This window comes from Aerococcus christensenii, from assembly GCF_001543105.1.
Taxonomy (GTDB): domain Bacteria; phylum Bacillota; class Bacilli; order Lactobacillales; family Aerococcaceae; genus Aerococcus; species Aerococcus christensenii.
In genome coordinates, this window is record NZ_CP014159.1 from 1,433,259 (window position 1) to 1,460,253 (window position 26,995).

The 26,995-nt window shown below is 44.5% G+C and carries 24 protein-coding genes and 1 other RNA gene; 23 read left to right on the forward strand and 2 right to left on the reverse strand.

The genetic code is table 11. The features are described 5' to 3' along the window. Nucleotides 1-115: 115 nt before the first annotated feature. Nucleotides 116-299: non-coding RNA, 6S RNA (gene ssrS, locus AWM71_RS06875), on the reverse strand. 107 nt (nt 300-406) lie between these two features. After that, nucleotides 407-1,681 carry a replication-associated recombination protein A gene (locus tag AWM71_RS06880; protein WP_060777257.1) on the reverse strand — a complete coding sequence of 425 codons (1,275 nt, stop codon included), beginning with the start codon at nt 1,679-1,681 and terminating at the stop codon, nt 407-409. A gap of 196 nt (nt 1,682-1,877) precedes the next feature. Between AWM71_RS06880 and AWM71_RS06885 the strand changes: the two genes are divergently transcribed. From AWM71_RS06885 to AWM71_RS06995, 23 genes are all read left to right on the forward strand, one after another. Continuing rightward, nucleotides 1,878-3,002, forward strand: coding sequence for a cysteine desulfurase family protein (locus AWM71_RS06885; RefSeq protein ID WP_060777258.1), 1,125 nt, complete (start codon nt 1,878-1,880; stop codon nt 3,000-3,002). Nucleotides 3,003-3,087: 85 nt separating this feature from the next. Further along, nucleotides 3,088-3,435 carry a hypothetical protein gene (locus tag AWM71_RS06890; protein WP_060777259.1) on the forward strand — a complete coding sequence of 116 codons (348 nt, stop codon included), beginning with the start codon at nt 3,088-3,090 and terminating at the stop codon, nt 3,433-3,435. A gap of 170 nt (nt 3,436-3,605) precedes the next feature. Continuing rightward, nucleotides 3,606-4,730, forward strand: coding sequence for a tRNA 2-thiouridine(34) synthase MnmA (gene mnmA / locus AWM71_RS06895; RefSeq protein ID WP_060777481.1), 1,125 nt, complete (start codon nt 3,606-3,608; stop codon nt 4,728-4,730). A gap of 100 nt (nt 4,731-4,830) precedes the next feature. Next, on the forward strand, nt 4,831-7,254 hold the full coding sequence (recD2, locus tag AWM71_RS06900) for an SF1B family DNA helicase RecD2 (RefSeq protein ID WP_144428643.1): 2,424 nt from the start codon (nt 4,831-4,833) through the stop codon (nt 7,252-7,254). A gap of 134 nt (nt 7,255-7,388) precedes the next feature. Continuing rightward, a complete protein-coding gene (locus AWM71_RS06905; protein ID WP_060777261.1) occupies nt 7,389-8,207 on the forward strand; it encodes a formate/nitrite transporter family protein in 819 nt (272 codons plus the stop codon). A 330-nt stretch (nt 8,208-8,537) separates the two neighbouring features. After that, the gene (gene alaS, locus AWM71_RS06910; protein ID WP_060777262.1) at nt 8,538-11,186 is read left to right on the forward strand and encodes an alanine--tRNA ligase; all 2,649 of its coding nucleotides are present in this window, start codon (nt 8,538-8,540) and stop codon (nt 11,184-11,186) included. Between the two features lie 195 nt (nt 11,187-11,381). Beyond that, nucleotides 11,382-11,645, forward strand: a complete 264-nt coding sequence (locus AWM71_RS06915) for an IreB family regulatory phosphoprotein (protein WP_060777263.1) — start codon at nt 11,382-11,384, stop codon at nt 11,643-11,645. A 3-nt stretch (nt 11,646-11,648) separates the two neighbouring features. Continuing rightward, nucleotides 11,649-12,080, forward strand: a complete 432-nt coding sequence (gene ruvX, locus AWM71_RS06920) for a Holliday junction resolvase RuvX (protein ID WP_060777264.1) — start codon at nt 11,649-11,651, stop codon at nt 12,078-12,080. A 59-nt stretch (nt 12,081-12,139) separates the two neighbouring features. Beyond that, nucleotides 12,140-12,418, forward strand: coding sequence for a DUF1292 domain-containing protein (locus AWM71_RS06925; RefSeq protein WP_101660169.1), 279 nt, complete (start codon nt 12,140-12,142; stop codon nt 12,416-12,418). Nucleotides 12,419-12,595: 177 nt separating this feature from the next. Further along, a complete protein-coding gene (locus AWM71_RS06930) occupies nt 12,596-13,084 on the forward strand; it encodes a YSIRK-type signal peptide-containing protein (protein ID WP_060777266.1) in 489 nt (162 codons plus the stop codon). 9 nt (nt 13,085-13,093) lie between these two features. Then, a complete protein-coding gene (locus tag AWM71_RS06935) occupies nt 13,094-13,390 on the forward strand; it encodes a hypothetical protein (RefSeq protein WP_060777267.1) in 297 nt (98 codons plus the stop codon). A gap of 140 nt (nt 13,391-13,530) precedes the next feature. Next, complete coding sequence (locus tag AWM71_RS06940) at nt 13,531-13,722, forward strand: hypothetical protein (protein WP_060777268.1); 192 nt, start codon at nt 13,531-13,533, stop codon at nt 13,720-13,722. Next, nucleotides 13,719-14,123, forward strand: coding sequence for a hypothetical protein (locus AWM71_RS06945; RefSeq protein ID WP_060777269.1), 405 nt, complete (start codon nt 13,719-13,721; stop codon nt 14,121-14,123). The genes AWM71_RS06940 and AWM71_RS06945 overlap by 4 nt, the downstream gene beginning before the upstream one ends. Nucleotides 14,124-14,444: 321 nt before the next feature. Next, nucleotides 14,445-15,566, forward strand: coding sequence for an endolytic transglycosylase MltG (gene mltG, locus AWM71_RS06950; protein WP_236701121.1), 1,122 nt, complete (start codon nt 14,445-14,447; stop codon nt 15,564-15,566). Between the two features lie 97 nt (nt 15,567-15,663). Next, complete coding sequence (gene greA, locus AWM71_RS06955; protein WP_060777270.1) at nt 15,664-16,143, forward strand: transcription elongation factor GreA; 480 nt, start codon at nt 15,664-15,666, stop codon at nt 16,141-16,143. A 217-nt stretch (nt 16,144-16,360) separates the two neighbouring features. Further along, nucleotides 16,361-17,131: a 30S ribosomal protein S2 gene (rpsB, locus tag AWM71_RS06960; RefSeq protein ID WP_060777271.1), complete on the forward strand. Its 771-nt coding sequence runs from the start codon at nt 16,361-16,363 to the stop codon at nt 17,129-17,131. A gap of 159 nt (nt 17,132-17,290) precedes the next feature. After that, nucleotides 17,291-18,163, forward strand: coding sequence for a translation elongation factor Ts (gene tsf, locus AWM71_RS06965; RefSeq protein ID WP_060777272.1), 873 nt, complete (start codon nt 17,291-17,293; stop codon nt 18,161-18,163). Between the two features lie 83 nt (nt 18,164-18,246). Further along, complete coding sequence (gene pyrH, locus AWM71_RS06970; protein WP_060777273.1) at nt 18,247-18,963, forward strand: UMP kinase; 717 nt, start codon at nt 18,247-18,249, stop codon at nt 18,961-18,963. A gap of 4 nt (nt 18,964-18,967) precedes the next feature. Then, on the forward strand, nt 18,968-19,528 hold the full coding sequence (frr, locus tag AWM71_RS06975) for a ribosome recycling factor (RefSeq protein ID WP_060777274.1): 561 nt from the start codon (nt 18,968-18,970) through the stop codon (nt 19,526-19,528). A gap of 220 nt (nt 19,529-19,748) precedes the next feature. Then, on the forward strand, nt 19,749-20,489 hold the full coding sequence (locus AWM71_RS06980; RefSeq protein WP_060777275.1) for an isoprenyl transferase: 741 nt from the start codon (nt 19,749-19,751) through the stop codon (nt 20,487-20,489). A gap of 16 nt (nt 20,490-20,505) precedes the next feature. Continuing rightward, entirely contained in the window at nt 20,506-21,300 is a 795-nt protein-coding gene (locus AWM71_RS06985) for a phosphatidate cytidylyltransferase (protein ID WP_060777276.1), read from the forward strand. A 15-nt stretch (nt 21,301-21,315) separates the two neighbouring features. After that, nucleotides 21,316-22,578 (forward strand): RIP metalloprotease RseP, encoded by a 1,263-nt coding sequence (gene rseP / locus AWM71_RS06990; protein WP_060777277.1) that lies wholly within the window; start codon nt 21,316-21,318, stop codon nt 22,576-22,578. A 64-nt stretch (nt 22,579-22,642) separates the two neighbouring features. Further along, the gene (locus tag AWM71_RS06995; protein ID WP_144428644.1) at nt 22,643-26,959 is read left to right on the forward strand and encodes a PolC-type DNA polymerase III; all 4,317 of its coding nucleotides are present in this window, start codon (nt 22,643-22,645) and stop codon (nt 26,957-26,959) included. The last annotated feature ends 36 nt before the right edge of the window (nt 26,960-26,995 follow it).

Consider the following 26,995-nt stretch of genomic DNA (forward strand, 5'->3'; position numbering starts at 1 on the left):
TCTTTTGAAAGAGAGAGTGTAAAAACTGAAAGAGTAAAAATTTAAGAATTCCAAATAAGCAAACAAAAAACCTAGGTTTTCATACCTAGGTTTAAAAAATAGTTTTATTTTTATGCAGGTTTCCAAGTGTACCGTTAAAACTCTATCTGTCTGAACCCACGTGATAGTAGGTGGGTACTGATATAGCCGACTTCAGTAGTCCTTCTATAAAAGGCGTTACTTATGTAGACGTTCACAATTCCCTAGATAGTCATTGTTCGGTCAGCACATAAAAAGAATCACGTGTACTTTAGATCCCTGTCATCACCAGTATATTAACATGATTTAGCGGATTATGCAAGATAATTTCACATTCCCTCAGAGGGACTCGGTTGGATAGAGTGTCCTTGAATAAAGGGGGCTTGTTTTAGGAACGCTGGCGCCTTTTTTGATTTTCCCTATCTAAAGCTTGCTCATAAGCACCGGTGTGGCAAGCTTTATAGTAGTGCCGGTGACGGAGTGTTTCCGGGAGATAGGCTTGCTTAACCCAGTGAGAAGGATAATCATGAGGATAGAGATAGTTGACACCGTGGCCGAGATTTTTTGCCCCTACGTAGTGGGCATCTTTTAAATAATCGGGAATAAGGCCACCTTTTCCGGTACGTACATCACTCAAAGCTTCGTCGATAGCAAGAATAGCGGAGTTAGACTTCGGAGAGAGGGAGAGGTCGATAATTGCGTTCGCCAGAGGAATACGAGCCTCAGGTAATCCTACCTTCAAGGCCGCCTCACAAGCAGTAACCGCTCGTTGACAGGCTTCAGGATTAGCTAAACCTACGTCTTCATAGGCGCAAACGATCAATCTCCGAACCAAGCTCTGTAAATCCCCGGCTTCTATTAAACGAGCGCCATAAAGGAGGGCGGCATCCACATCACTTCCACGGATACTTTTCTGGAAGGCAGAGATCACATCGTAATGAAGGTCGCCGTTGCTATCGTGAGAGAAAGCTTTTTTCTGGAGGCATTCTTCGGCAATTTCTAAGCTAATCCGTATCTTCCTTTGAGCGTCCTTTTCAGTTGAAAGAACAGCCAACTCTAAAGCATTGAGAGAAGCGCGCAAGTCTCCATTGGAAGACTGAGCGAAATGCTGACGCGCCTCTTCATCGAGTTGAATCTCGTAGTCCCCTAGGCCACGCTCCTTATCCGCTAAGGCTTGATCTAATCCTTGCAGAATATCTTCTGGAGAGAGGGGATGTAAGGGGAAAATCTGTGTCCGGCTTCGGATAGCCGGATTAATCGAGAGGTAGGGATTTTCAGTGGTCGCTCCAATGAGGATGAGGGTTCCTTTCTCAAGATGGGGCAAGAGGTAGTCTTGTTTGGTCTTGTCCAAGCGATGGATTTCGTCTAGTAAAAGAACAAGTCCTCCGGAAAATTTTGCTTCATCTACGGCCGCTTGGAGGGCTTTCTTGTTATCGGTCGCTGCATTCAGCTGACGGAAGGCGTGGTGAGTCGAGCCAGCAATAGCGCTAGCGATAGAGGTTTTTCCGATACCTGGTGGGCCATAGAGAATCATTGAGCTGAGTTTTTGGGCGTGGACCATGCGCCAGATGATTTTCCCAGGAGCGACGAGATGAGATTGCCCGATCACTTCATCTAATTGGCGCGGTCGCATGCGGTAGGCGAGTGGAGCGTCTGAATTCATAGTTGACATTCCTTTCTGTGGAAGTTTCCATTATTCTGGAAGTTCCGTTTAAGTATAGCACAAAAGGAGGGGCTGCGATTGATGGTGTTTTTTGAAAAAGAGAAAGCCACTCCCTAAGAAATAATGAAAAAGGAAGCGACAGGGAAGGTGAGAAAGTGATACAATGAAAAGGATAAGAAGGAAAAGGAGGGATGAGATGATTTATCTTGATTATGCGGCAACGACTCCAATGGATCCGCGGGTTATCGAAGCGATGACACAGGCGATGCAGAATGACTTTGGCAATGCTTCGAGTTTGTATTCTCTGGGGAGAAGTGCGCATGCGAAACTTGAAAAAGTTCGTCAAGAAATTGCATCCAGTATTCACGCAGAGGCGAGCGATATTATTTTTACAAGTGGTGCTACGGAAGCCACTAACTCCGCCTTGGTTCAGACCGCTCGACGGCTCAGTGGCAAGGGCAAGCACATCATTACGACCCAGGTAGAACATGCCTCGAGTTATCGGACGGCTCACTTTTTACAGAGTCAGGGCTTTGAAGTGACCTATCTTTCCTTGGATGAGGAGGGGCACATCTCTCTTGACGCCTTAAAAGCGGCCGTTCGCCCAGACACGATCATGGTATCTATTCTTGCGGGGAATAATGAAGTGGGTTCCCTCCAACCTATCGCACAGATCGGCAAGTTCTGCCAAGAGAAGGGGCTCTTCTTCTATACGGATACAGTCCAAACTTACGGGCATATTCCGATCGATGTTGACCAGATGGGGATAGATGGACTGTGTGTCTCTGCCCATAAGTTCTACGGACCAAAAGGAGTGGGTTTCTTGTACTACCGTAAGGCTAAGCGAGACTTTACGCCTTATATCCGAGGTGGGGAGCAGGAGCATGGCTTAAGGGCAGGAACTGAGAGTTTGGTTCAGATCTTAGGCCTTGGTGAAGCGGTACGTCTTCTTCAGGCAGAAGCCGATCAGAATAATAAACATCTGGGGGAGATGCGGGCCTACTTCCTCGAACAAGCAGAGAAAAAAGGGTTGAATTTTCAGGTGAACGGCCCACAGACGGTCGAGTTGCCTCACCTCCTCAATCTCTACTGGCCAGGCCATCCGAGTGACCAGACCTTGATTCGCTTAGACTTAGAAGGAATTTGTATTTCAGCAGGGTCTGCTTGTTCAGCAGGTTCTCTGGAACCAAGTCGGGTGCTTCTATCGATGTACGGCCCAGACAGCCCCCGCCTCAGAGAAAGTTTGCGACTATCCTTTGGTAAGCAAACCACCCGTGAAGAACTTGATAAAACTTTGGATATTTTTGCGCAGTGGGTCTAATGGACGCCCTCTGTCATGAGGCAAAGCCAAACGGTGTGAACACGTCCAACTTCAATATGAAAAACAAATAAGGGAGAGAAAGTATATGGCATTTCAAGCAACAGCACAATTAAAGGGAAGTCCCAGACGTTATCGGGTCCATCCAGAATGTAAGGCATTTACCTTGAGAGATTATGGCTTCTTGGTCACCAAAAAGGGCAATTTTGAATACAATCAATTAGTCAAAGCGGCAATTACCGATCAAAAGGGGGTCTACCTTAAAATGGCGGTGGATCAAGACGTCCATAAGCTCCAAATGACTGTTACCAACCAAATGGGATTGGTTGCTTTAGACGTTTACCATAGCAAAGGCATGGAAGGCATAGCTGCCCAGCTCGATTTTATTTTTAAAGATATGGAAGAAAGACACGTCCTTCAAGAAGTTACAGACTAGGCCTGCCTGACCAAGAAAGTTCAATTGAGAAGGGATAGTCCCCTTTCAACGACCTAATCAAATTAGGACTTGATAAATAAGACGAGGATCGATAAGATTAGAACTTAGGAAATCACAGCAAAACATACGACCTTCAATCGTAAATTTTGTCTAAGAAAGATGGTGGTGTTGTGAATGAAAATAAAAAAACGCGTGTTGTTTTAGGCATGAGTGGTGGCGTAGACTCTTCGGTATCTGCCCTTCTCTTGAAAGAAGCCGGCTATGAGGTGATCGGTCTCTTTATGAAGAACTGGGATGAAACGGATGACCAAGGGGTTTGCACCGCAACGGAAGATTATAAAGACGTCCAAGCGGTGGCAAGTCAGATTGGAATTCCCTATTATTCCGTTAACTTCGAGAAAGAATATTGGAACCGAGTATTTGAATATTTCTTAGAAGAATATCGCAAAGATCGAACGCCCAATCCGGACGTGATGTGCAACAAAGAGATCAAATTTAAGGCCTTTTTGGACTATGCCATGGAGCTAGGGGCAGACTATATTGCCATGGGGCACTATGCGCAAGTTCGGCGCAGAGAAGATGGTCAAGTGGAGCTCTTAAGAGGGGCAGATGCCAACAAGGATCAGACTTACTTCCTCAATCAATTGACCCAGTCTCAGCTTCAACGGGTGATTTTTCCGATTGGACACTTGCAGAAGGCTGAAGTTCGAAAGATTGCAGAAGAACATCATCTAGCAACGGCTCATAAGAAAGATTCGACGGGGGTGTGCTTCATTGGTGAGCGGAACTTTAACCAATTCCTTTCTCATTACTTGCCTGCCCAGCCTGGACAGATGAAGACGCTCGATGGGGAAGTCATGGGACAACACCAAGGCTTGATGTACTACACCATTGGTCAACGAAAGGGCTTAGGAATTGGCGGCACCAAGGGGAGCTTGAATGAACCTTGGTTTGTCATTGGCAAGAACCAAGCAAAAAACGAACTCTATGTGGGCCAAGGCTATCACCATCCTTATCTCTATGCCGACTATCTGTTAGCGAGTGATATTTCTTTCAACCAGGAAGATTTCCCAAGAGAAGACTTCTCCTGTACAGCCAAGTTCCGCTACCGGCAAAAGGATGTTGAAGTGACGGTTCACTTCCTAGAAGAGGATCGCCTCAAGGTAATCTTTAAAGAACCTGTTCGGGCGATTACCCCTGGCCAATCGGTGGTCTTTTACCAAGGAAAGCGCTGCTTAGGGGGCGCTACCATCGATGCGGCTTATAAAGGAGAAGAAAAGCGCCAATATCAATAAGAACAAGTTGGGAGAAGAACCCTGACCCTCATCGGCCGGGGCTTTTTCTTGTGAAGAAGAAAAACAAGAAATGGCTTTGAAGAAAGGGAGGCTAAGGAGAATGCAGGAAGAAGAATACTTTGTAGGAGAAGTAGAGGCGACTTTTTATAGCAATCCTGATAACTATTATCGGGTGGTACGTATCCGAATTGATGAAACCAATACCCTCTATTCAGAGAAGCACATCGTCGTGACGGGAACTTTTATAAGTCTTCAAGAAGGCACGACTTACCAGTTTTATGGACACTTAGTCGACCACGACCGCTATGGCGTTCAGTTCCAGATGACGCGCTACGAACAGAAGCAAGTCACCAGCAAAGAAGGCCTGATTCGCTACTTTTCCAGTGAAGCTTTTCCAGGAATTGGGAAAGTTCTAGCGGAAAGGATCGTAGAGATCTTAGGAATGAACGCTTTGACGGTTATTCTGAATGATCCTGATCAGCTCGACCAAGTCAAGGGGCTCACGAAAACGAAGCGCACTCTTATCAAAGAAAAAATTAAAGAAAATCAAGGCGACCAGCAAGTTTTCTTGAAATTAGCAGAACTGGGCTTATCCAATCAACTAGCAGCCAAGATTTACGCCAAGTATGGGGAAGAATCCGCCGAAGTAGTTGAAGACAATCCTTATCTCTTAGTCAAAGAGCTTCAAGGGTTCGGCTTCCAGAAGGCCGATCAATTAGCCCAGCGCTTAGATTTTGAGAGGGATGATCCCAGACGATTAACGGCAGCTTTAGCTTTTTGTTTGGAAAGCTTGTGTTACGGCAGTGGAGACACCAAGATAGCAAAAAACGTCTTATTAGAAGAAACGGAACAAATATTGAAGAAAGGGACCTTCTCTTCTGACATTGAAGCTCAGAAGTTAGAGGATACGCTCAGTGACCTTGTAGACATTGGGAGCTTGATTCAAGAGGGGGACTTCTTCAGTTTGCCGAGCCTATCCTTTGCGGAAAAAGGGATTGTCAGACGGTTGACTCAATTACAGAATTCGGGTCCTAAGTTAGAAGCAAAAGATTGGAATTTTGACCAAGAGATCCAGAAAAGTGAGGAAAAGTTAGGTATCCATTATGGTCCTGCTCAAAAGGAAGCCCTCAAACTGGCTTTAAGTTCTAAAGTCTTTATCTTAACTGGAGGACCTGGGACAGGAAAAACAACGGTTCTCAAAGGCTTGATTGATTGTTATGCCCGCTTACATGACTTATCTTTGGATCCGGATGCTTACGATTATGGAGAATTCCCTATTCATCTCGCTGCGCCGACGGGACGTGCCGCTAAGCGAATGAGCGAAACGACGAACCTCCCTGCTTCGACCATTCATCGCTTGTTAGGGCTAACAGGAGAAGAAGACGAAAGCCAAGTCAGTGAATCCAGTTATGGGATGAGTATTGAAGGAGACTTATTGATTGTCGATGAAATGTCTATGGTGGATACTTGGCTCTTTTACCAGCTCTTAGATCAAGTTCCCAACACCATGCAGGTTATTCTGGTAGGGGATCAAGATCAGCTGCCTTCTGTTGGACCAGGGCAAGTTTTGGCAGATCTATTAGCTAGTCAGAGAGTCGTTTCCTATGAGCTGGATCAGATCTATCGCCAAGATAGTCGGTCGACGATTTCTCTCTTGGCACATACGATTAAACAAGGAAAAGTCCCTAAAGACCTCACACAGAATCAACCGGACCGGTCTTTCTTCCAGGTCTCTTATTACCAAATGGCGGATTTTGTGGCTCAGGTCGCTCAACGTGCCATTGCTAAAGGCTACCCTAAGAAGTCCGTCCAGGTCTTAGCTCCTATGTATCGGGGACAAGCAGGGATTGACCAGCTCAACACCTCCCTCCAAGAACAATTAAATCCGAACTCGGACGGTCAGAAAAGGGAAGTGAGCTTTTTTGAACAGACTTTCCGTGTCGGAGATAAGGTCCTCCAATTACAAAACCAGCCCGAAAAAAATATTTTCAATGGTGATATCGGAGAAATTACGGGTATCTTCTACGCCAATGAAACGGATAGCGAGACCGATGAGTTAGTGGTGAACTTTGATGACCACGAAGTGACTTATCTACGGACAGATTTTAAGAAGTTAACTTTAGCTTATTGCACATCTATTCACAAGGCACAAGGCTCCGAATTTTCTATTGTGATCTTGCCTTTACTCGGACAATACCGACGGATGCTCCAGCGGAATCTCCTCTATACAGCGATTACACGTGCGAAAAAATCACTGATCCTCTGTGGGGAAGAGAAGGCCTTTGCTTGCGCAATTCAAACAGAGTCCTTCAAGCGGCAGACGGGACTTTTAGAGAAGCTCGTCGCTGAGGAAGAACTTCTTCCTGTTCTTCTGGTTAAAGGAGAAGAAGGGGAAGAAGAAGGAACTCCTGTTGAAGGCACTCTCTCTAAATCGTCTGTCACTTGGCTCACCCCTGAGATGGTTCTCAAGGGAGAGGTGGACCCGCTTATTGGCATGGAAGGGCTTAGTCCTTATAACATGTGAAATATTCAACTAAAAAGCTTTAATATTAGTAATGTTACCGCTTCCAAAAGATTCACATTCATGCTAAGATAGAAAAAGAAATTCATTTAAAAATTTTATTATTTTTATTTTAGATATAGGAAAGAGATGATATTATGCAATATTTAAATGGAGAGCGACCAGAAGAAGGCACACTGGCGCCGATGTTTTATGATAATATTGAGCAAAAAGCTACCTTATACGAGTCTAGCTATTGGCGATATGTAGTAAGAAGTATTTATGCCGCCATGTATTTGGCCTTTGGAACGACAATAGCGATGATGACTGCTCAGTTAGGCAATCAAGTCTTACCAGGCTCTGGGAAATTTCTTTTTGCTTTCTTCTTTGCCTGGACCTTGGTGATGATTGTTTATATGCATGTGGAATTAGGAACGGCCAATATGTTGTTTATGACGGTAGCTGTTCATAAGAAGTATCTTCCCTTGAAGAAAGCGCTCAGTATCTTGATGACTTGCGTTCTCTTTAACTTAATAGGAGGTATTATTTGCGCCTTTATTTTTAGTCAGTCAGCTATCTATCAAAATTTACCCAGTGATCATTTTTTATTTACAGCGGTTTCTGCTAAATTTACGAAATCTGCTTGGACGATCTTCATTGAGGGGATCTTCGCAAATATTATCGTAGCGACTTCTCTAGTGGCAACTACCCGTATGAAGAATGCAGATGGCAGAGTCTGGTCGATCATTTTTATTATCTTTATCTTTGCCTTCTGCGGCTTCGAGCACGTGATTGCGAACTTTGTTTCTTTCCCGATGGCTTTCTTTGCTAATGGAGGTCCCGTAGAAGGAATGACGCTTCTCTCCGTCGCTAAAAATTACGTGTTCACTTTTCTCGGCAATTATGTTGGTGGAGGCTTACTGATCGGTTGGATGTACTCTTGGTTCAGTGAGCGACCGGGGACTTATATTGATTAGTTGAAACTTTCTATTCCACTTATTCCAGGAAAAAAGAATTGACAATCCCCTGATAAAGGGTATAAAATGAGACAGCGTGAGAGGAGATCATAGGTCCTCTCTTAGAAAAGAACATATTGTTATCCCCCTTTAGCGAGGAGGAAAAGGTGAAAGCCTCCACGGATAAGAATGCTCCCTTTTCGAAGATACGAATGAAAATTCGTCGCGCTCGCGTTATCAAGCATGAATGAAGAAATAATGTCGCACTAGATATTATAATGGAGGTGGTACCGTGCCGTGGCGCCCTCCTTATAATGACTAGTGCTTTTTTTATTTAGAGGAGGAATCATAATGAAACAACTCACCGGTGAACAAATTCGACAAATGTGGATGGACTTTTGGCGGGAAAAAGGGCATGACATTTATCCGAGTGCCTCACTCGTCCCAGATAATGACCCTACTTTACTTTGGATGAACTCTGGGGTAGCCGCCCTCAAGAAATACTTGGACGGTTCAGAAGTCCCAGAAAACCCACGGATTGCTAACTCACAAAAATGTATTCGGACCAATGATATTGAAAATGTAGGGGTGACCGCACGTCACCAAACCTTCTTCGAAATGTTGGGAAACTGGTCCGTTGGAGACTACTTCAAAAAGGAAATTATTCCTTGGGCTTGGGAATTTCTCTCTGAGGAGAAGTGGCTAGGCTTGGATCCTAACCTTCTCTACATGACCTACTATCCAGAAGACGACTTGACTCACCAATTATGGGCAAAAGTGACGGGACTATCTGACGATCACTTTATACCTTTGAAGGACAACTTCTGGGACTTAGGCGCTGGTCCATGTGGTCCAGATACCGAAATCTTCTTCGATCGGGGCAAGGAATATCAAGATATTCCCGATGATGATCCAGAAATGTTCCCTGGTGGCGAGAACGAACGCTATCTTGAAATTTGGAACATTGTCTTCTCTGAATTCAACCATTTACCAAACGGGGAATATGTGCCATTGAAACAACATAACGTGGATACTGGGATGGGATTGGAACGGATCGCCAGTGTTCTCCAAGAAACCCCAACTAACTTTGAAACGGACCTCTTGATGCCTCTGATTCATGCGGTGGAAGAACTCTCTGACAACCACCACTATGGCGAAAGCAAAGAAGTCGATACCGCAATGAAAGTGATCGCAGACCATGTGCGGGCAGTCAGCTTCGCAATCGGGGATAATGCTTTACCTTCCAATGAAGGGAGAGGTTACATCCTTCGTCGTTTAATCCGTCGTAGCGTGATGTACGGACGCAGGCTCGGGGTTAAAGGCAACTTCCTCGCTAAACTTGTGCCGATCGTTGCTCAAAAGATGAACAAACACTACCCACAAGTCACCGAAAAACAAGACCTCATCCAAACGGTGATCGATAAGGAAGAAACCCGCTTCCAAGAAACCATCGCAGACGGTGAAGCGATCATTACAGAAGCTATCAACCAGCTCAAAGACCAACAGGCTACCGTTTTAGCAGGAGAAGAAGCTTTCAAGCTCTACGATACTTACGGCTTCCCGTTAGAATTAACGGAAGAATGCCTCTCAGAAGCAGGCTTTACTGTCGATACAGAAGGCTTTAAACAAGCTATGGAAGAACAAAGGCAACGCGCTCGTGCCGCTCGTAAGGACATCGGTGGCCTTCACGTTCAATCGACGGTTCTCAGCGATATCGAGACGCCTTCTGAATTTACCGGTTACCAAGAAGACGAGACAGACGCTGTAGTCACTGTGATTGTTCATGAAGAGGAAGAAGTCAGCGAAGTCAAGGCAGGGACGACGGCTTACTTCATGGCGGACAAGACCCCATTCTACGGGGAACGCGGCGGACAAGTCGGAGATAAGGGACTCGTCTATGATGAAAATGGCGAACTCTTAGGGAAGATCGTAGATACCCAGCATGCGCCAAATGATCAAAATCTCCATACCGTTGAAACTTTCAAACCACTCAAAGTTGGACAAAAGATCCATCTCGCTGTAGACAGTGCGCGTCGTCGCTTGATCCGTAATAACCACACCGCTACGCACCTCTTGCATCAAGTCTTGAAGGATGTCCTCGGTTCTCAAGTCAACCAAGCCGGCTCCCTTCTTGATGACCACTATCTCCGCTTTGACTTCAATTACTTCGGTCAAGTGACCCCAGAACAACTCGCTGAAATCGAATGTCGGGTCAATGAAAAAATCTGGGAACAAATTCCAGTTGAAGTAATCCACACTACCCTCAAAGAAGCCAAAGAACATGGCGCGATCGCCTTATTCGGAGAAAAATATCTCAAACTCCACGATAAAATCCGCGTCATCAACATCGATAATTGGTCCATGGAACTTTGCGGGGGCACACACGTGGCGAATACCGGTTTCATCGGCAGCTTCAAGATTATCTCAGAATCAGGGATCGGCTCTGGGATTCGTCGGATCGAAGCTTATACTTCTCGAGCAGCTTATGAATACAGCACAGGGCAAAGCGAACTCCTAGACCAAGTTGCTCAAAGCGTGAAAGTCAAGAAACCAGAAGAGATCGCTCACCGCTTAGAACAACTCGATCAAGAGCGAAAATCCCTCGAATCAGAGATCGAATCTCTTCATGCCAAGGCCAATCAAGCCGCCGCTTCTCAAATTTTTAGTCATATTCAAAATTCTGGGAAGTACACCTATATTGCAGAAGCCCTCGACGGGAAAACCATGGACGACCTCAGAAAGATTAGTGATGAATGGAAACAAGCCGATTATTCACAAGTCCTTGTTTTGGCCACCTCTAACCAAGGCAAAGCTAACTTGCTCGTAGCAGTCAAAGAAGACGCCATTAAAGCTGGCCTCAAAGCTGGGGACCTCATCAAGCAACTCGCACCAACTGTTGGCGGTGGTGGCGGTGGCCGTCCAGACATGGCCCAAGCCGGTGGGAAGAACCCAGCAGGTATTCCAGACGCACTCGCTCAAGTAAAGACCTTACTGGCCTAAATTTTTAAGAACTACTGAGGGAAAATTCCCCCCAACATTGGAAAGAGGATCCTTGCTGACAAGGGCCTCTTTCTTAGGGGGCAGATCTGAAAAATGGAAGCCTTATTCAAGTCTCCTAGTTTTCCTATAGAAAATACTTGTTGAGGATTCACTTTTCAGTTACAATATAAGAAATGATTGCTGGAGGTGCCAATTATGAGTGTAAAAGATGAAACCGTTCTTTTCCGTTTTGATGAAAGCAAAGAAAAAAATGTTCAAGAAACGCTGGAGATCGTGTATGACGCTTTGGTTGAAAAGGGCTATCAACCCATCAATCAAATCGTAGGATATTTGTTATCTGGAGATCCTGCTTATATTCCGCGGCATAACCAAGCGAGAAATCTTATTCGTTACCATGAACGTGATGAAATTCTAGAAGAATTAGTTGCTCACTACATGAAACAAACAGGGCGTGAATAAGGCATGCGGATTATTGGATTAGATGTAGGCTCTAAAACAGTAGGTGTGGCGGTTTCGGATCCTTTTTGCTGGACAGCTCAAGGCATTGAAACCATTCTGATCGATGAAGAAGCTGGGGAATATGGTTTAGATCGCTTAGAGAAGTGGTTAGAGGAATATCATATCGAACGTGTGGTGATTGGACTACCGAAGAATATGAATAATACCGAAGGCCCACGTGTCGAAGCTTCTCGCTACTACGGCAAGCTAGTAGAAGATCGTTTCCACTTGCCTGTTGTCTATCAAGACGAGCGCTTAACGACACAACAATCCGAGCGCTTCCTGATTGAAAAGGCTGATCTCAGCCGCAAGAAACGCAAAAAGGTCATTGATAAGTTAGCGGCTGTTCTGATCTTACAAACTTACCTCGATGCGAATGCGGGCAAGCTCAACTAATTGCACTCGCTTTTCGCCCGATGATAGCGGCTCTATCGCATGATGATGAAGGAGTTTTTATGATTAAAGATATAGATGATCATATTACATTAACAGATGAAGAAGGCAACGAGACCCTCTATCATGTGCTGTTCACTTTTGAATCGGAAGACTATGGCAAAGCCTACATTCTTGTGTATCCAGATGGTGAAGAGGAAGAGTTGAGCGTAGAAGCTTATGAATACAAGGAAAGCGAAACGTCCGGCGAAGGCACCCTCTATCCTGTCGAGACAGAAGAAGAGTGGGACATGATTGAAGAAGTCTTCAATACCTTCCAAGCAGACGACGAAGAAGAATAAAAATAAGAAAAATTTCTATCCCTGTGGTTTTAGCCGCAGGGATTTTTTTATTGAGAGATATAGCACTCTAAAAAATAAATAGTTATTTTCAAGGCATATGAATTTTTTGAAACCGATGTATTATTCTTTGAGAAAAATTATGAATAATTGTCAATATGTGAAAGAAGGAATTTTAAGATGAGTAGTCAAAGAAAATCTGCATCGTCATTAGGCGGAGAGAAGATTCCCCGCTATTCTATTCGAAAATTTAGTTTTGGAGTTGCGAGTGTGGCCATCGCGTCCCTATTTTTGTTTGCTGGGTCATCGAATCTCGTTTCAGCAGCTCAAATTTCAGTGGAAACGCTACCAGTAGAGAAGACAACAAAAGAAAGCGCTAAGCCAGTAAAAAAGGAGAAAATCCAAACTGAAAAAGCTCCAGCTTCAGTTCAAGCAGAAGGCCATTCTTCTCAGAAAGGGGCTGAAAGGACAACAGATAAGGCTAAGAATAATGGGCCAGAAGCTAGTCAACTAGGTGAATCCAAACCCACTCCTTCAAAACAACATAAGCTGGTAAAGCCAAATTGTGGAGAAGTTTATAACTTTAACGAACTCACTGAAAATGAGAAAAAAAGTATTCTTGATCAAGTAAGCAAAGCTAATCCAGGTGCAACCGTAGAATTCGATTAAGCCAATCATGTGGTAGTCACTTATGCGGATGGCACTAAAGAAACGCTCTCACTCACTGAGCTTGTTAAACAAAAATGGGCCGAGCTTCCTCAAATGCAATTTTATAGTCCCCAAACAGACTGGAAGCAAATCAACAAAAAAGATAAGACACCTGTTCCTGAACTGACTGTTTATCGGGGCGATACCTTTAGCTACACGATACAAATCAAGAATCACGAAAGAGTGGGTGTGAAAGAGAACAAGCAAGGGATATTTGTCGGTTATACCAACTATATAGAGAAAGATGAGACCAGTCGGCAAATGTAACCGAAAAAGGGCAAATGGATGGCCTAGCATTAACCTATGACATCCACAAACGGGGTGAGTGGGATGACTCTTACGATTATAAAGTGGACGGATTTATTCCTTTAAGTGCAGCGGCTTAAACGTATGAAGTGACTTACGCCATGACACCGATTGCGACTATTGATGAGGTAGCTAAGGACGGCCAAACAAAAGTCACAACTGATGATGCGACAGCAAAGATCATTGTGGCAGTGCCAGAAAAAGAGAAGTACACCCCAACAGCTGGGTCAATCATCCAAGACTTTGGTCAACCAACGACAGCAGACGAAGTTATCGCTAAGGTCACAAAGTGACGGTTCAAGTCACGGTGAACCCTGAGAAAATACCTCCTAAGCCTCAATCAGAGACAGTTAAGCCAAAACCTAAACAGCCTACACAATCTACCGGAGATTTCACTTGCTTCATTCCCGAAACAAAGGACGAAGAGAAGAAAACACCACAAGAAACTCCAACAGCTAAAGGGGCTCCCGTTGAAAATAAAGGCAAGAAATCGTCGCTTACAAAGAAATCAGTCCAAACTACCAAAAACAGCACAGAGAGAGTGAATGGACATGACGCTTCCGCCAAAAAGGCAACTACTAAGAAGTTGCCAGCTACAGGGGGAGAAGCCACCTTCCTCAATTCTTGGCTTACCCTTGATGTCCGCTTCCGGTCTGTTCATGATTCCAAGCAAGAAAAGAGAATAATTTTCTGAAGAAGTGAAGTTGGCTCTAAAAGCCACACTCACTATCAGAAGAAGACAAAGGGTTGAGCGAAGTGCTCAGCCCTTTTTTGATCTTTGAAGAGGAAGTGGGCGGACGAGTGAGGGAGGAAATTTTCAATCATAGGAGGAGTGGAAAAATATTAGCATTAGGTTATAAATTGTTTCGAAACGATTACATTTTCTTTGATATTAGATGATAAAAGGACCTCTCAGTTAAAAAGTTGCTATATTAAGAGGGTGTAGTTCTTCTTTGAAAAGAGAATTTCAAGAAGAAGGGAAAGAAGCGATATTCGTTTGAAACGGAGAAGTGACGTGCTAAAGAAATCTAAAAAAGTAAAAAATAACCAAAGTCGAAGAGCAAAGAAATCTTCAAGTTTCTCAAGGCGTTTAGTGAAAAGCTTGATCTTTACCTTAACCCTCGTGGTGGTGGTCTTTGCTTTATTGATGGCTTTCTTGATGAAGTCGGGAGGAACGGGCGCGAAGAAAGACGTGAAGGTAGAGATTCCTACTGGGGCGACGAGTGATCAAATTGCTTATATCTTAGACAAAGAGGGCGTGGTTTTTAGTGGGGATTTGTTCAAGATCTACATGCGGGTGGTGAAACATTCTCCTATTCAGGCAGGCACCTACCAGTTGACGACAGCGTCAGGTTTTGACAAGGCTTTGAATGATTTGCAAGACAAGAAGCACGTGAAGGTGAATGTCTTGTTGTTGAAAGAGGGGCAGACGCTTGAACAGATGGCAGAGGCAATGGCCGCTTATTTCAACCTCTCTAAGCAGGATGTTATGGATCAACTGACAGATCCTGATTTTGTTCAGGAATGTGTCGCTAAGTATCCCAAACTCTTATCGGGTGTGAAGAATAATCAAGACGTTCGTTATCAGTTGGAGGGCTATCTTTTCCCGGCAACTTATGAAGTAAAGCCGACAGATAGCTTGAAGACTTTGGTGGACAAGATGCTTCAAGAGAGTGAGAAGATCCGTCAAAAGTATGCGTCTACTTTCCAGGGACAGGATTTGACTTGGCATCAGATCTTGACTTTGGCTTCGATTATTGAGCGAGAGGCCTCTTCTGATGAGGACCGGCAGATGGTATCTGGGGTTTTCTATAATCGTTTAGAAGCAGGGATGCCGCTTCAGTCGGATGTGACCTTACTTTATGCGCATAAAGCGCATTTGGCTTATGTGACGGAGGCAGATACGCAAATTGATTCGCCTTATAATCTCTACACCAATAAGGGACTAGGCCCAGGACCTTTCAATAGTCCGAGCGAGTCAAGTATTCGGGCCGCTCTTTCTCCTAAGAAGAATGATTATTTCTTCTTTGTGGCGAACTTAGATACGAAGAAAGTCTACTATTCCAAAACCTATGAAGAGCATGAAGCCTTAGTGAAGGAACATGTCAGTGAAGACAACGCAAAATATAATCATTAAAAAATTGGAACAAAAAATTTAAAATAAAGCGATTGCATATTTCACGACATCGTGATAGTATCTTGTTATATTTATGAAACTGTTAGGAGAATGTGAAATGACACAAGAAACCTTTCCAATGACTGAAGAAGGTAAAAAAAGATTAGAAGCTGAATTAGAAGATTTGAAGGTCCGTCGTCGTCCAGAAATTATCGAAAGAATCAAGATTGCTCGAGGGTTCGGGGACTTATCCGAAAACTCAGAATATGAATCCGCTAAGAATGAACAATCGGCCTTAGAAGGACAAATTGCTAAGTTGGAGCACATGATTCGTTATGCTGAAATCATCGATCCTTCTGCAGCGGGTGAAGATACGGTTTCTATTGGTAAACGGGTGAAGTTTATCGAACTTCCTGACGGAGAAGCAGAAACCTATGAAATCGTCGGAAAAGCAGAAGCTGATCCGTTCGGTGGACGTATCTCGAATGAATCTCCTATCGCCAAGGCCATCATTGGTCATCAAGTGGGCGAAAAGGTGGATATTGAAACCCCAGGCGGACAATTTACGGTTGAAATTCTATCTGTGGAGACCGCTTAATTTTATCTACAAATTCTAAACGAGAAGAGGGCAGAGGTCCTCTTTTTTTGTAGTGGAGGAATAAAGGAACTTGCTTCTTGGAGGAAAGTGTAGTATTCTAATAAAGTGTGTTTGAACACACCTATTTCACACGTTGTGGATGAAGACGCCGGGTGCTCAGATGAGTAGCGCCTTTTAGAAGCAACGGAGGAAAATAAAACCAAATGGAGGTATTTACATGGCTCAAGTAAGCATGAAACAATTATTAGAAGCTGGTGTCCACTTCGGTCACCAAACACGTCGTTGGAATCCTAAGATGGATCGTTACATTTTCACAGAACGGAACGGAATCTACGTTATCGACCTACAACAAACCGTTAAGTTGATTGACGAAGCTTATGACTTCATCCGTGACATCGCTGCAGAAGGTGGGAACATCTTATTTGTAGGGACCAAGAAACAAGCTCAACAAGCGGTTGAAGAAGAAGCTATTCGTTGTGGCCAATACTACGTTAACCATCGTTGGTTAGGTGGTTTGTTAACCAACTGGAACACCATCCAAAAATCTATTCAACGTATGCGTGACATCGACCAAATGGAAGCAGACGGCACTTTCGATGTTTTACCTAAGAAAGAAGTTTCTGAATTAACCAAAGAACGTCAAAAATTAGTAGACAACTTAGGTGGTATGGCAGATATGCCTGCTATTCCTGATGCTATCTTCGTGGTTGACCCACGCAAGGAAGAAATCGCTGTTAAGGAAGCTAAGAAGTTAAATATTCCTATCATCGCTATGGTTGACACCAACTGTGACCCAGATGACATCGATTATGTCATTCCTTCTAACGATGACGCTATCCGTGCCATTCGTTTGATTGCTAGCCGTTTAGCAGACGCTGTTATCGAAGGAAATCATGGGGAAGACGAAGAAGCTGACGATCAAGAACTTGCAACCGACGAAGATCTTGAAAAAGTTGCTCAACAATTTGCAAGCGAAAACGAAGAATAATCGCTTAACTATTGCAGTTAAGATTTAAAAATAGTAAGATATAATAGAGTAGATAGCTATCTTCTTAGGTAACTGAAGCTTCAAGTAGCTTTTACTTATGAGATAGCTATTTTTTTGAAAGATTTGAAGTGTAAACTTTATTCTAGGAGGAATAAGAGAATGGCAATCAGTGCAAAATTAGTCAAAGAATTACGTGATCAAACAGGCGTTGGGATGATGGATGCTAAGAAAGCTTTGGAAGCTACCGATGGCGACATGGACAAGGCTGTGGACTTCCTTCGTGAATCCGGCCAAATGAAAGCTGCTAAGAAGGCTGACCGTATTGCTGCTGAAGGGCTTGCTAAGGTTTATGTAGACGGCAATACAGCGGTTGTTTTGGAAGTGAACGCTGAAACAGACTTCGCTGCTAAGAACGAAAAATTCACCAACTTAGTAGAAACTATTGGTCACGCGCTCTTAAAGGCAAAACCTCAAACTGACGAAGAAGCTGCACAAATGGAAGTAGAAGGCGTTTCTTTGACAGATTATATCAATCAAAAGATTGCTGTTATTGGGGAAAAGATTGCTTTACGTCGTTTCAAAGTTTATGAAAAGACAGATGATCAATCCTTTGGTCAATACGTTCACATGGGCGGCAAGATTGCTACTTTAGTTTTAGCAAACACCACTGATCCTCAATTAGCTTTGAACTTAGCTTTGCATGTGTCTGGGATTGCTCCTGAATTCGTGAGTGAAGAAGATGTTGATCAAGCCCGTCGTGACCACGAACGTGAAGTTTTGACAGAACAAGCTAAAAACGAAGGCAAACCTGAAAAGATCATCGAAAAAATGGTGGACGGCCGTATGCGTAAATTCTTCGCAGAAATCTGTTTGTATGACCAAGACTACTTATTAGATGACTCCATGACTGTTAAAGAATTATTAGACAAAGAAAATGCTTCTGTTGTAGACTTCCGTCGGTTTGCAGTAGGGGAAGGAATTGAACGTAAAGAAGAAGACTTTGCTGCTGAAGTAGCTAGTCAAATGAAATAAGAAGTCACCCTTTAGGGGAGACGGACGGTACAATAAGGGTTGGGTCTTCCCCAACCTTTTTATTAGAGAATGAGGAGAGAGTCATGACGAATAAATATCAACGCGTAGTGCTAAAGGTTAGTGGAGAAGCTCTAGCAGGAGAAACAGGTTTTGGAATTGATCCTAAAACTATGAAGACCATCGCTCAAGAATTAAAAGAAGTTTATGCGATGGGGGTTCAAATCGCTGTGGTATGTGGTGGTGGCAATATCTGGCGCGGCAAAACCGGTGAAGAAATCGGTATGGAGCGCGCTCAAGCAGACTATATGGGAATGCTAGCCACTATTATGAATGCTTTAGGCTTACAGGATGCTTTGGAAAATCAAGGCGTGCCTACTCGTGTACAGACCTCTATCGAAATGCGTGAAATTGCGGAACCTTATATTCGCCGTCGGGCTATTAGACATTTGGAAAAGAATCGGGTTGTTATCTTCGCAGGAGGAACAGGGAACCCTTACTTCTCAACGGATACGGCAGCGGCTCTTAGAGCGGCTGAAATTGAAGCAGACGTGATCTTAATGGCCAAAAATGGTGTAGATGGGGTCTATTCTGCTGATCCAAATATTGATAAAGAAGCTGAAAAATATGAGGAACTCACCCATACCGATGTGATCACTCAGGGCTTACAAGTGATGGATTCCACGGCTTCTTCTTTGAGTATGGATAATGATATTCCGATCGTCGTCTTCAATCTCAATGAACCAGGAAATATTCGACGAGTAGTGGCAGGAGAACATATTGGGACAACAGTAAAGGGATGAGAATATGACGATTGATAACTTATTACAAGAAACCAAAACACGGATGCAGAAGAGCGAGCAATCTTTGCAAGGGGAATTAGCGCATATTCGAGCAGGCGTAGCCAATGCGAGCTTGTTGAATGGCGTGAATGTGGAGTATTACGGAGTAGAAACTCCCCTCAATCAAATTGCTTCCATCACGATTCCTGAAGCGCGGATGCTTTTGATTACACCTTACGACAAGACCGCCCTTACCAATATCGACAAGGCCTTACAAATGTCTGATATTGGGATTGCCCCAACAAATGATGGGGATAAGATCCGCTTAGTGATTCCGGCCTTGACCAACGAACGCCGCCAAGAGCTTTCCAAGCAAGTGGGACGTTGTTTGGAGGATGCCAAGGTGGCTGTCCGCAATATTCGACGGGATGCTAACGAACATGTGAAGGCTGCTGAGAAGGATGGGGAGATCACTGAAGATGATGCCCGCCGTATGGAAAAAGACATCCAAAAATTAACCGATGATTCTACGGCTAACTTAGAAAAATTAGCCAAGTCGAAAGAAAAAGAAATTTTAAAAGACTAAGAAATCTGAGAGTGCTGACGAGAGTTGGCACTCTTTTTTTGCTTTTTGAGGGATGATTGGAGGATTGAAGACTTCTTCAGGACCTAAGGCGTAAAAAAAGAAGGATATCCTTTAAGATTTCTCTTTTTTTGAGGTTTATTGTTTACAATTTACCCTCACTAACAGTACAATTGAATAAGTATTGATTATAGTCATGTATGACGTAAAGTGAGGGGAAAAAATGACCGAAACAGCTCGATTTAATCCCAATGGCGAGATTCCTAACCATGTGGCGATTATTATGGATGGAAACGGACGCTGGGCTAAGGAGAGAGGATTAAAGCGGACAGCAGGGCATCGGGAAGGTCTGAGAGCTATTAAGCGGGTAGTGGTCGCTGCTGCTAAGCTCCAGATAAAAGTCGTCACTGTCTATGCTTTTTCTACGGAGAATTGGAAACGTCCCAAGTCAGAAGTGGCCTATATTATGCAATTACCTGGCCTACTTCAAGATGAATTGTTGCCAGAATTAATGGCGAATAATGTCAAAGTTCAAATCATGGGGAAGGAAGAACATATCCCTATCTATACCAAACATACCATTAAACAAGTGATTCAAACGACTCAAAATAATACCGGCTTGATCTTGAATATTGCTTTTAATTATGGAGGAAGAGATGAGATCGTTCAAGCAACGAAAGAGATCTGCCAAGAGGTGCGGGACGGCAAGTTGACTCTCGATCAGGTGGATGAAACGACCTTATCTGCCCACTTGAAGACAGCCTGTCTGAGGGAATTTGCAGATCCGGATCTCTTGATTCGCTCCAGCGGGGAAGTTCGCCTGTCGAACTTTTTGTTGTGGCAACTCGCCTATGCTGAGATGTACTTTACGTCAGTGAAATGGCCTGATTTTGATGAAGAAACTTTTTTAGATTGTTTGGCAGCCTATCAGGAAAGAAATCGTCGGTATGGCGGTTTGAGTTAGTAGAAGGAGGAAAAGCGTGAAGAAACGAACACGAACAGCGATTCTGGGATTACTTTTGTTTATTCCCTTTATGGCAGTGGGAGGCTGGCCAATGACCGCCTTTATTTTAGTGGTAGCTACGCTCTCGCTGTGGGAATTTTTGAGAATGATGAAGATTCGTTGGTTCTCTTTTGAGGGAATTTTGGCTTTTTTGATGATGCTCAGTATCTATTTGCCGCGGAGTGGGTCTTTAGGAATCGCTTGGCCCCTTCAACCGATTGATGCTTTTTATGTGGGGGTCATTGGCCTTTTTGTCCTCATGGTTTATTTCCCACAGAAGCTCACCTTCCTCAAGTTGTGTACCCTCTCCATTGCCTCTCTCTATGTAGGAATAGGCTATCATTATCTGATTATGACGAGGGACTTGGGTTTGCCGATTCTGCTGTACATTATGGGAATTATTTGGGTGAATGATTCTTGTGCTTATATTACAGGTATCAAGTGGGGCAAGAATAAATTAGCGCCAAAGATCTCTCCTAATAAAACCATTGAGGGGGCACTAGGCGGTATTGGAGGTGCCTTAGTCTTCACTTGCTTGTTGGAATATGTTGTCTTTAAGGGCAGCTTGTCCTTCTTGCAAGCGATCCTTTTGACGGTGATCCTCTCCTTGTGTGGACAGTTTGGGGACTTGATTGAGTCTTCGATTAAGCGGCACTTTAGTGTGAAGGATTCTGGAAATTTACTTCCAGGACACGGTGGCTTGTTAGACCGGTTTGATTCCATGTTGGTCGTTTTACCCGTGTTTCATTATTTTTTAGCCTTATTCTTCTAAGAAGGGAACGAATGAATGAAAGCAATAATAGTATTCTTACTGATTTTTAGTGTAATTGTTATTTTCCATGAGTGTGGACACTTTTTCATGGCCAAGCGCGCCGGTATTTTTGTGCGGGAATTTGCGATTGGGATGGGACCTAAGATCTTCCAATTCAAAGGCAAAGAAACAGTTTATACCTTACGTTTGCTTCCTGTTGGGGGTTACGTGCGGATGGCTGGTCGGGATGAATTTGAAGACCTCATTGAAAAAGGTATGATGGTCCTTGTTCAATTGGATGAAGAAGATAAGGTGAAGGCCATTACTTTAGGAGAAGGAGAAAGTGACTTTAAGGGGTTGCCGCTAGAGGTGATGGACTTTGATTTGAATAAGGATTTATTCCTTGAAGGGATTCCGACAGGGCAGACAGATCCGGAACGTTATGAAGTGCTCCCGGATGCCTTAATTGAAGAAGTGAATGGACACAGCTTCCATCTAGCGCCCCAAGAACGGCAATTCCAGTCGGCTTCTTTGTTCAATCGTTGGATTACCAATATTATGGGGCCGGTCAATAACTTTATCTTAGGGATTCTGGTGTTTATCTTGTTAGCTTTCTTAAATGGAGGCGTCTATTCCAATGAAGCCCGATTAGGTGAGGCCCTGGAAGATTCCCCAGCTGCTAGTCAAGGCTTGAAGAAGGGTGATAAGATATTGGCAGTTAACGGTCAATCGGTAGAGAACTTTATGGAGATGCAAGCCATCATTGCCAAACATCCCGAAGAATCCTTGGACTTTAAGGTGGAACGGGAAGGACAAGTTGCGCACTACCCAGTCACTACAGGAACGACCGAGACAAAAGACGGTCAAAAGGTCGGAAAAATCGGCTTTATGCGCTACAAAGAGGGCGGCTTCTTCAAGAAGATCGCCTATGGTTTTACAGCAACAGGAGCCTTGATTGCCGGTATGTTAGGCGCTATCTGGAAGATGATCACACAAGGTTTTAACTTGAATAATTTAGGGGGCCCTGTGTATATGTATCAAGCCACGAAGACAACTGTTGATGTGGGATTTTCTGCGATCATCACCCTGTTAGCTTATCTGACTGTGAACTTAGGCATTGTAAACTTGCTTCCTTTGCCAGCTTTGGACGGAGGAAAAGCTTTCTTGAATATTTTGGAAGCACTAAGAGGCAAACCGCTCAGTGCCAAAACAGAAGGCATGATTAACTTGATAGGGGCGCTCTTCTTGATGGTTTTGATGTTAGCAGTTACCTGGAATGATATTTTACGTTTATTTTAATTGGAGTAAGAGGCCTAGCTTGAACTAGGCTTCCTTTATTCATAGGACTTTGGAGGGATGATGTGTGTTAAATCCAAAAGAAATGTTTTCGCTTTTATTGAAGCAGATCCAGTGGCCGATGGATCAAGGCGAGAACTTGGAGGGACGGATTGAATCGGTGGTGATTCATCGCCAATCTCGGCGGTATCACTTTGAGGTCGCCTTTCCTAATCGTTTGCCGGCAGAGGTCTATCAAGCCTTTGTAGGAGGGGTAGAGAGGGCTTTCGAAGGAATTGCTCAGGTGGATGTGATCATTCACTGTGACCAAGCTCAAGCAGCTGACGAGGCGGAGATCTTGGCTTATTGGCCGATTGTTTGCCAAGAGTTGGACTTCCAACAAGGGATGGCTGGTCAGGTTTTTGACCGAGTCCCTCAATTGAAAGATCATCACTTAATTGTCTTCGCAGATAATCCCCCTGTCAAAGACTACATTGAAGCCAACTACCTTCAGAAGGTCACGCAAGCTTATCAGCGTTTAGGTTTTTCAGGCGTGGGAGTAAGGGTAGTGATTAATGAAGTGCAGGCCAGTCAACGGCAGGAAGAATACGAGAAACGCCAACAGACCATTCAAGCTAAGCAGCAAGCGCTCGCCCAAAAAGCCACCCAGCGGACCAGTCAATCCCAGAAGAAATCAGAACAGAAGGTAGCCTCCTTTGACGAAATTCATTTTGGACGTCCCATTCATGAAAAAGACATCACGCAGTCCATGGATAAGTACGTGGAAGAACAGCGGAACGCTATTATGGAAGGGGTCGTCTTTGAAGTAGAAGTTCGGGAGTTAAGAACAGGACGGTGCATTTTAGTCGCTAAAATTACTGATTATCATTCTGCCTTTTTAATCCAAAGATTTTCCAATTCAGAGGAAGATATTACCATCTTTCGAGGAATTAAAGAAGGTATGTGGCTGAGAGTGCGTGGCGATATCCGGATGGACGACCGTTTCGCTCGGGACTTAGTCTTAAGTGTGCGGGACATGCAGGCGGTGCATAAGCCCAAACGCCAGGACACTGCCCCTGAAGGAGAGAAGCGGGTAGAACTTCATGTTCATACCAATATGAGTACTTTGGATGCGACCAATACCGCCAACCAGTTCGTCAAACAAGCTGCAGAGTGGGGGCATACCGCCATTGCGATCACAGACCATGGGGATGTTCAAGCCTTCCCAGATGCCAGTCAAGCGGCCAAGGCCACAGGCGTCAAGGTGATCTACGGAATGGAAGCTTACGTTGTGGATGACGGGATTCCGATCGCCTACAACCTCGCACCTGTCAACCTAGAAGAGGCAACTTATGTTGTCTTTGACGTAGAAACGACGGGCTTATCGGCTGTTTATAATACCATCATCGAGATTGGGGCCGTTAAGATGTATAAGGGCAATGTGATAGAGGAGTTCTCTGAGTTCATTAACCCTGGTCACCATCTCTCCAAATTTACGACAGACCTGACAGGGATTACAGACTCGATGGTGGCGAATGCCAAACCTGAGGAAGAAGTTATCCGTTCCTTCAAGGTCTTTTGTGAGGGCTGTATTGTGGTGGCTCACAATTCCACCTTTGACGTGGGGTTTATGGATGCGGCTTACAAGAAGTACGGCCTGGAAGTGACCACGAATCCGATCATTGATACCTTGGAATTGGCGCGTTATCTCTATCCAGAATTCAAATCTTACCGTCTGAATACCCTCTCCAAGCATTTTAATGTGGCTTTGGAACACCACCATCGGGCTATCTACGATGCGACCTCAACGGGAGGGTTGGCTTGGATTTTTGTTAAGGAAGCTAAGGAAAAACATCAAATCCTCCTGCATGAAGAATTGAACAAGGACCTCGGTAAGGGGGAAGCTTATAAGCAAGGGCGCCCTTATCACGTGAATATCCTTGCCAAGAATCAGAAGGGCTTGAAGACCCTCTTCCGCTTGGTGTCGGAATCCAATGTGCATTACTTCTATCGGGTGCCTCGAATTCCTCGTTCGCTTCTGGAGAAACATCGGGAAGACTTAGTGATCGGGTCGGCCTGTTCTGATGGCGAAGTCTTCACCGCTGCCATGCAGAAGGGAAAGGAAGAAGCTGAGAAATTAGCGGCCTTCTATGATTACTTAGAGATCCAACCGAAAGGAGTCTATGAACCCTTGATTAAGGAAGGACTCATTAAAAATAACGAGGAATTAGAAAACATCATCCAGCACCTGATCGAGGTTTCAGAGGCCTTAAATATTCCGATGGTGGCGACGGGAGATGTGCATTATCTGAACCCTGAAGACCATATTTATCGGGAGATTCTTATCCATTCCATTAAGTCGAACCGCACTCGCTTTTTCCCGAAAGCCCATTTTCGGACGACCAATGAAATGCTGGAAGAATTCGCTTATTTGGGTGAGGAGAAGGCTTACGAGATCGTGGTCAAGAACTCCAACCTCGTGGCGAGCTGGATAGAGCCTGTCGAACCCATCCATGACAAGCTCTATACGCCACATATTGATGGAGCAGAGGAAGCGATTCATGATGACGCTTATGAACGGGCACATGCCATCTATGGAGATCCGCTCCCAGAATTGATTGAAGCGCGGTTGAAGAGAGAGTTGGATTCAATTATCGGAAATGGTTTCTCTGTGATCTACTACATTGCTCAAAGACTGGTTTTAAAATCCAACGAAGACGGGTATATTGTCGGGTCACGGGGGTCTGTGGGATCGTCATTTGTGGCTACCATGCTAGGAATCACAGAAGTGAACCCCCTCGCGCCTCACTATGTCTGCATGAAGTGCCACTACAGTGAATTCTTCACCCATGGAGAGATTGGATCAGGTTTTGACTTAGAGGATAAAGATTGTCCGAACTGCGGGGAACCTTTGACCAAGAATGGGCACGATATTCCCTTTGAAACCTTCTTGGGATTTAACGGGGACAAGGTGCCTGATATCGATCTGAACTTCTCAGGCGAATATCAAGCGCAAGCCCACAACTATACCAAGGTTCTTTTCGGGGAGGATCACGTCTATAAGGCAGGGACGATTTCAACGGTCGCTGATAAGACGGCGTACGGCTATGTCTTAGGCTATGACCGGGACTTTAACTTGAACCTACGTCCCACAGAGCGGGATTTCCTCGCTAAGGGGGCCACAGGAGCCAAACGAACGACTGGCCAGCATCCTGGAGGGATCATTGTTATTCCGGAGAATATGGATGTTTACGACTTTACCCCGATTCAGTACCCTGCCGATGAACAGACAGCAGATTGGCGAACGACCCACTTCGACTTCCACTCTATCCATGATAATGTATTGAAATTGGACTGCCTGGGTCACGATGATCCGACCGTTATTCGCAAGCTCCAAGACTTGTCTGGCATTCAACCGACTGATATTCCACTCGATGATCCGGACGTTTACAGTCTCTTTAATGGCACAGAGTCTCTCGGTGTGACGCCTGAACAGATCTTTTCTAAGACGGGGACTTTGGGCATTCCAGAGTTTGGGACGCCATTCGTTCGAGGCATGCTGGAATCGACCCATCCGTCGACCTTTGCGGAGTTGCTTCAAATTTCAGGGCTTTCTCATGGGACGGATGTCTGGTTGGGCAATGCAGAAAGCTTGGTCAATGAAAAGGGCATGCCGTTAAAAGAAGTGATCGGTTGTCGGGATGACATTATGGTGGACTTGATTCATATGGGTGTTCCAAAGAGTGACTCCTTCCAAATTATGGAGAAGGTCCGGAAGGGGAAGGGCCTCTCCCCAGAACATCAAACGATTATGAAAGAACACGATGTGCCGGAGTGGTATATGGATTCTTGTCAAAAGATCAAGTACATGTTCCCAAAGGCCCATGCAGCTGCTTATGTGATTAATGCGTTGAGGGTGGCCTGGTTTAAGGTTCACCATCCGATCTGGTACTATTGTGCCTACCTCAGTGTGCGGGCTGAAGACTTTGATTTGCCAGCTATGTGTGGCGGCTTAGAGAGCAATAAGGACCGCCTCAAAGAGATCAAGGCCAAGGGGAACGATGCCAGCACCAAAGAAAAAGCCCTACAAATCGTTCTGGAATTAGTGAATGAGATGTGGGAGCGCGGCTTGAAGTTGAAGATGGTTGATTTGAGCAAATCGCAAGCCAAAGACTTTGTGATCGAAGGGGAGGATACTTTGATTGCTCCCTTCCGTTCTATTCCAGGCTTAGGGGTGAATGTGGCCAAGCAAGTGGTAAAAGCCAGAGAAGAGTCGCCTTTCTTATCGAAGGAAGATCTGAAGATTCGCGGCAAGGCGTCTCAGTCTGTCATCGACTATATGACAGAATATGGGGCCCTCGAAGGCCTGCCTGATGAGAACCAGTTGAGTCTTTTCGACTTTTAATGGGATGAATTCTTTTCGAGTTTTGTTGCAGTGGAG

Bases quoted from the DNA above. Each gene is read 5' to 3' on its own strand.
- AWM71_RS06880 (WP_060777257.1), bottom strand. From the start codon at position 1,681: ATGAATTCAGACGCTCCACTCGCCTACCGCATGCGACCGCGCCAATTA.
- AWM71_RS06885 (WP_060777258.1), top strand. From the start codon at position 1,878: ATGATTTATCTTGATTATGCGGCAACGACTCCAATGGATCCGCGGGTT.
- AWM71_RS06890 (WP_060777259.1), top strand. From the start codon at position 3,088: ATGGCATTTCAAGCAACAGCACAATTAAAGGGAAGTCCCAGACGTTAT.
- recD2 (WP_144428643.1), top strand. From the start codon at position 4,831: ATGCAGGAAGAAGAATACTTTGTAGGAGAAGTAGAGGCGACTTTTTAT.
- AWM71_RS06905 (WP_060777261.1), top strand. From the start codon at position 7,389: ATGCAATATTTAAATGGAGAGCGACCAGAAGAAGGCACACTGGCGCCG.
- alaS (WP_060777262.1), top strand. From the start codon at position 8,538: ATGAAACAACTCACCGGTGAACAAATTCGACAAATGTGGATGGACTTT.
- AWM71_RS06915 (WP_060777263.1), top strand. From the start codon at position 11,382: ATGAGTGTAAAAGATGAAACCGTTCTTTTCCGTTTTGATGAAAGCAAA.
- ruvX (WP_060777264.1), top strand. From the start codon at position 11,649: ATGCGGATTATTGGATTAGATGTAGGCTCTAAAACAGTAGGTGTGGCG.
- AWM71_RS06925 (WP_101660169.1), top strand. From the start codon at position 12,140: ATGATTAAAGATATAGATGATCATATTACATTAACAGATGAAGAAGGC.
- AWM71_RS06930 (WP_060777266.1), top strand. From the start codon at position 12,596: ATGAGTAGTCAAAGAAAATCTGCATCGTCATTAGGCGGAGAGAAGATT.
- AWM71_RS06940 (WP_060777268.1), top strand. From the start codon at position 13,531: ATGACACCGATTGCGACTATTGATGAGGTAGCTAAGGACGGCCAAACA.
- greA (WP_060777270.1), top strand. From the start codon at position 15,664: ATGACACAAGAAACCTTTCCAATGACTGAAGAAGGTAAAAAAAGATTA.
- rpsB (WP_060777271.1), top strand. From the start codon at position 16,361: ATGGCTCAAGTAAGCATGAAACAATTATTAGAAGCTGGTGTCCACTTC.
- tsf (WP_060777272.1), top strand. From the start codon at position 17,291: ATGGCAATCAGTGCAAAATTAGTCAAAGAATTACGTGATCAAACAGGC.
- pyrH (WP_060777273.1), top strand. From the start codon at position 18,247: ATGACGAATAAATATCAACGCGTAGTGCTAAAGGTTAGTGGAGAAGCT.
- frr (WP_060777274.1), top strand. From the start codon at position 18,968: ATGACGATTGATAACTTATTACAAGAAACCAAAACACGGATGCAGAAG.
- AWM71_RS06980 (WP_060777275.1), top strand. From the start codon at position 19,749: ATGACCGAAACAGCTCGATTTAATCCCAATGGCGAGATTCCTAACCAT.
- rseP (WP_060777277.1), top strand. From the start codon at position 21,316: ATGAAAGCAATAATAGTATTCTTACTGATTTTTAGTGTAATTGTTATT.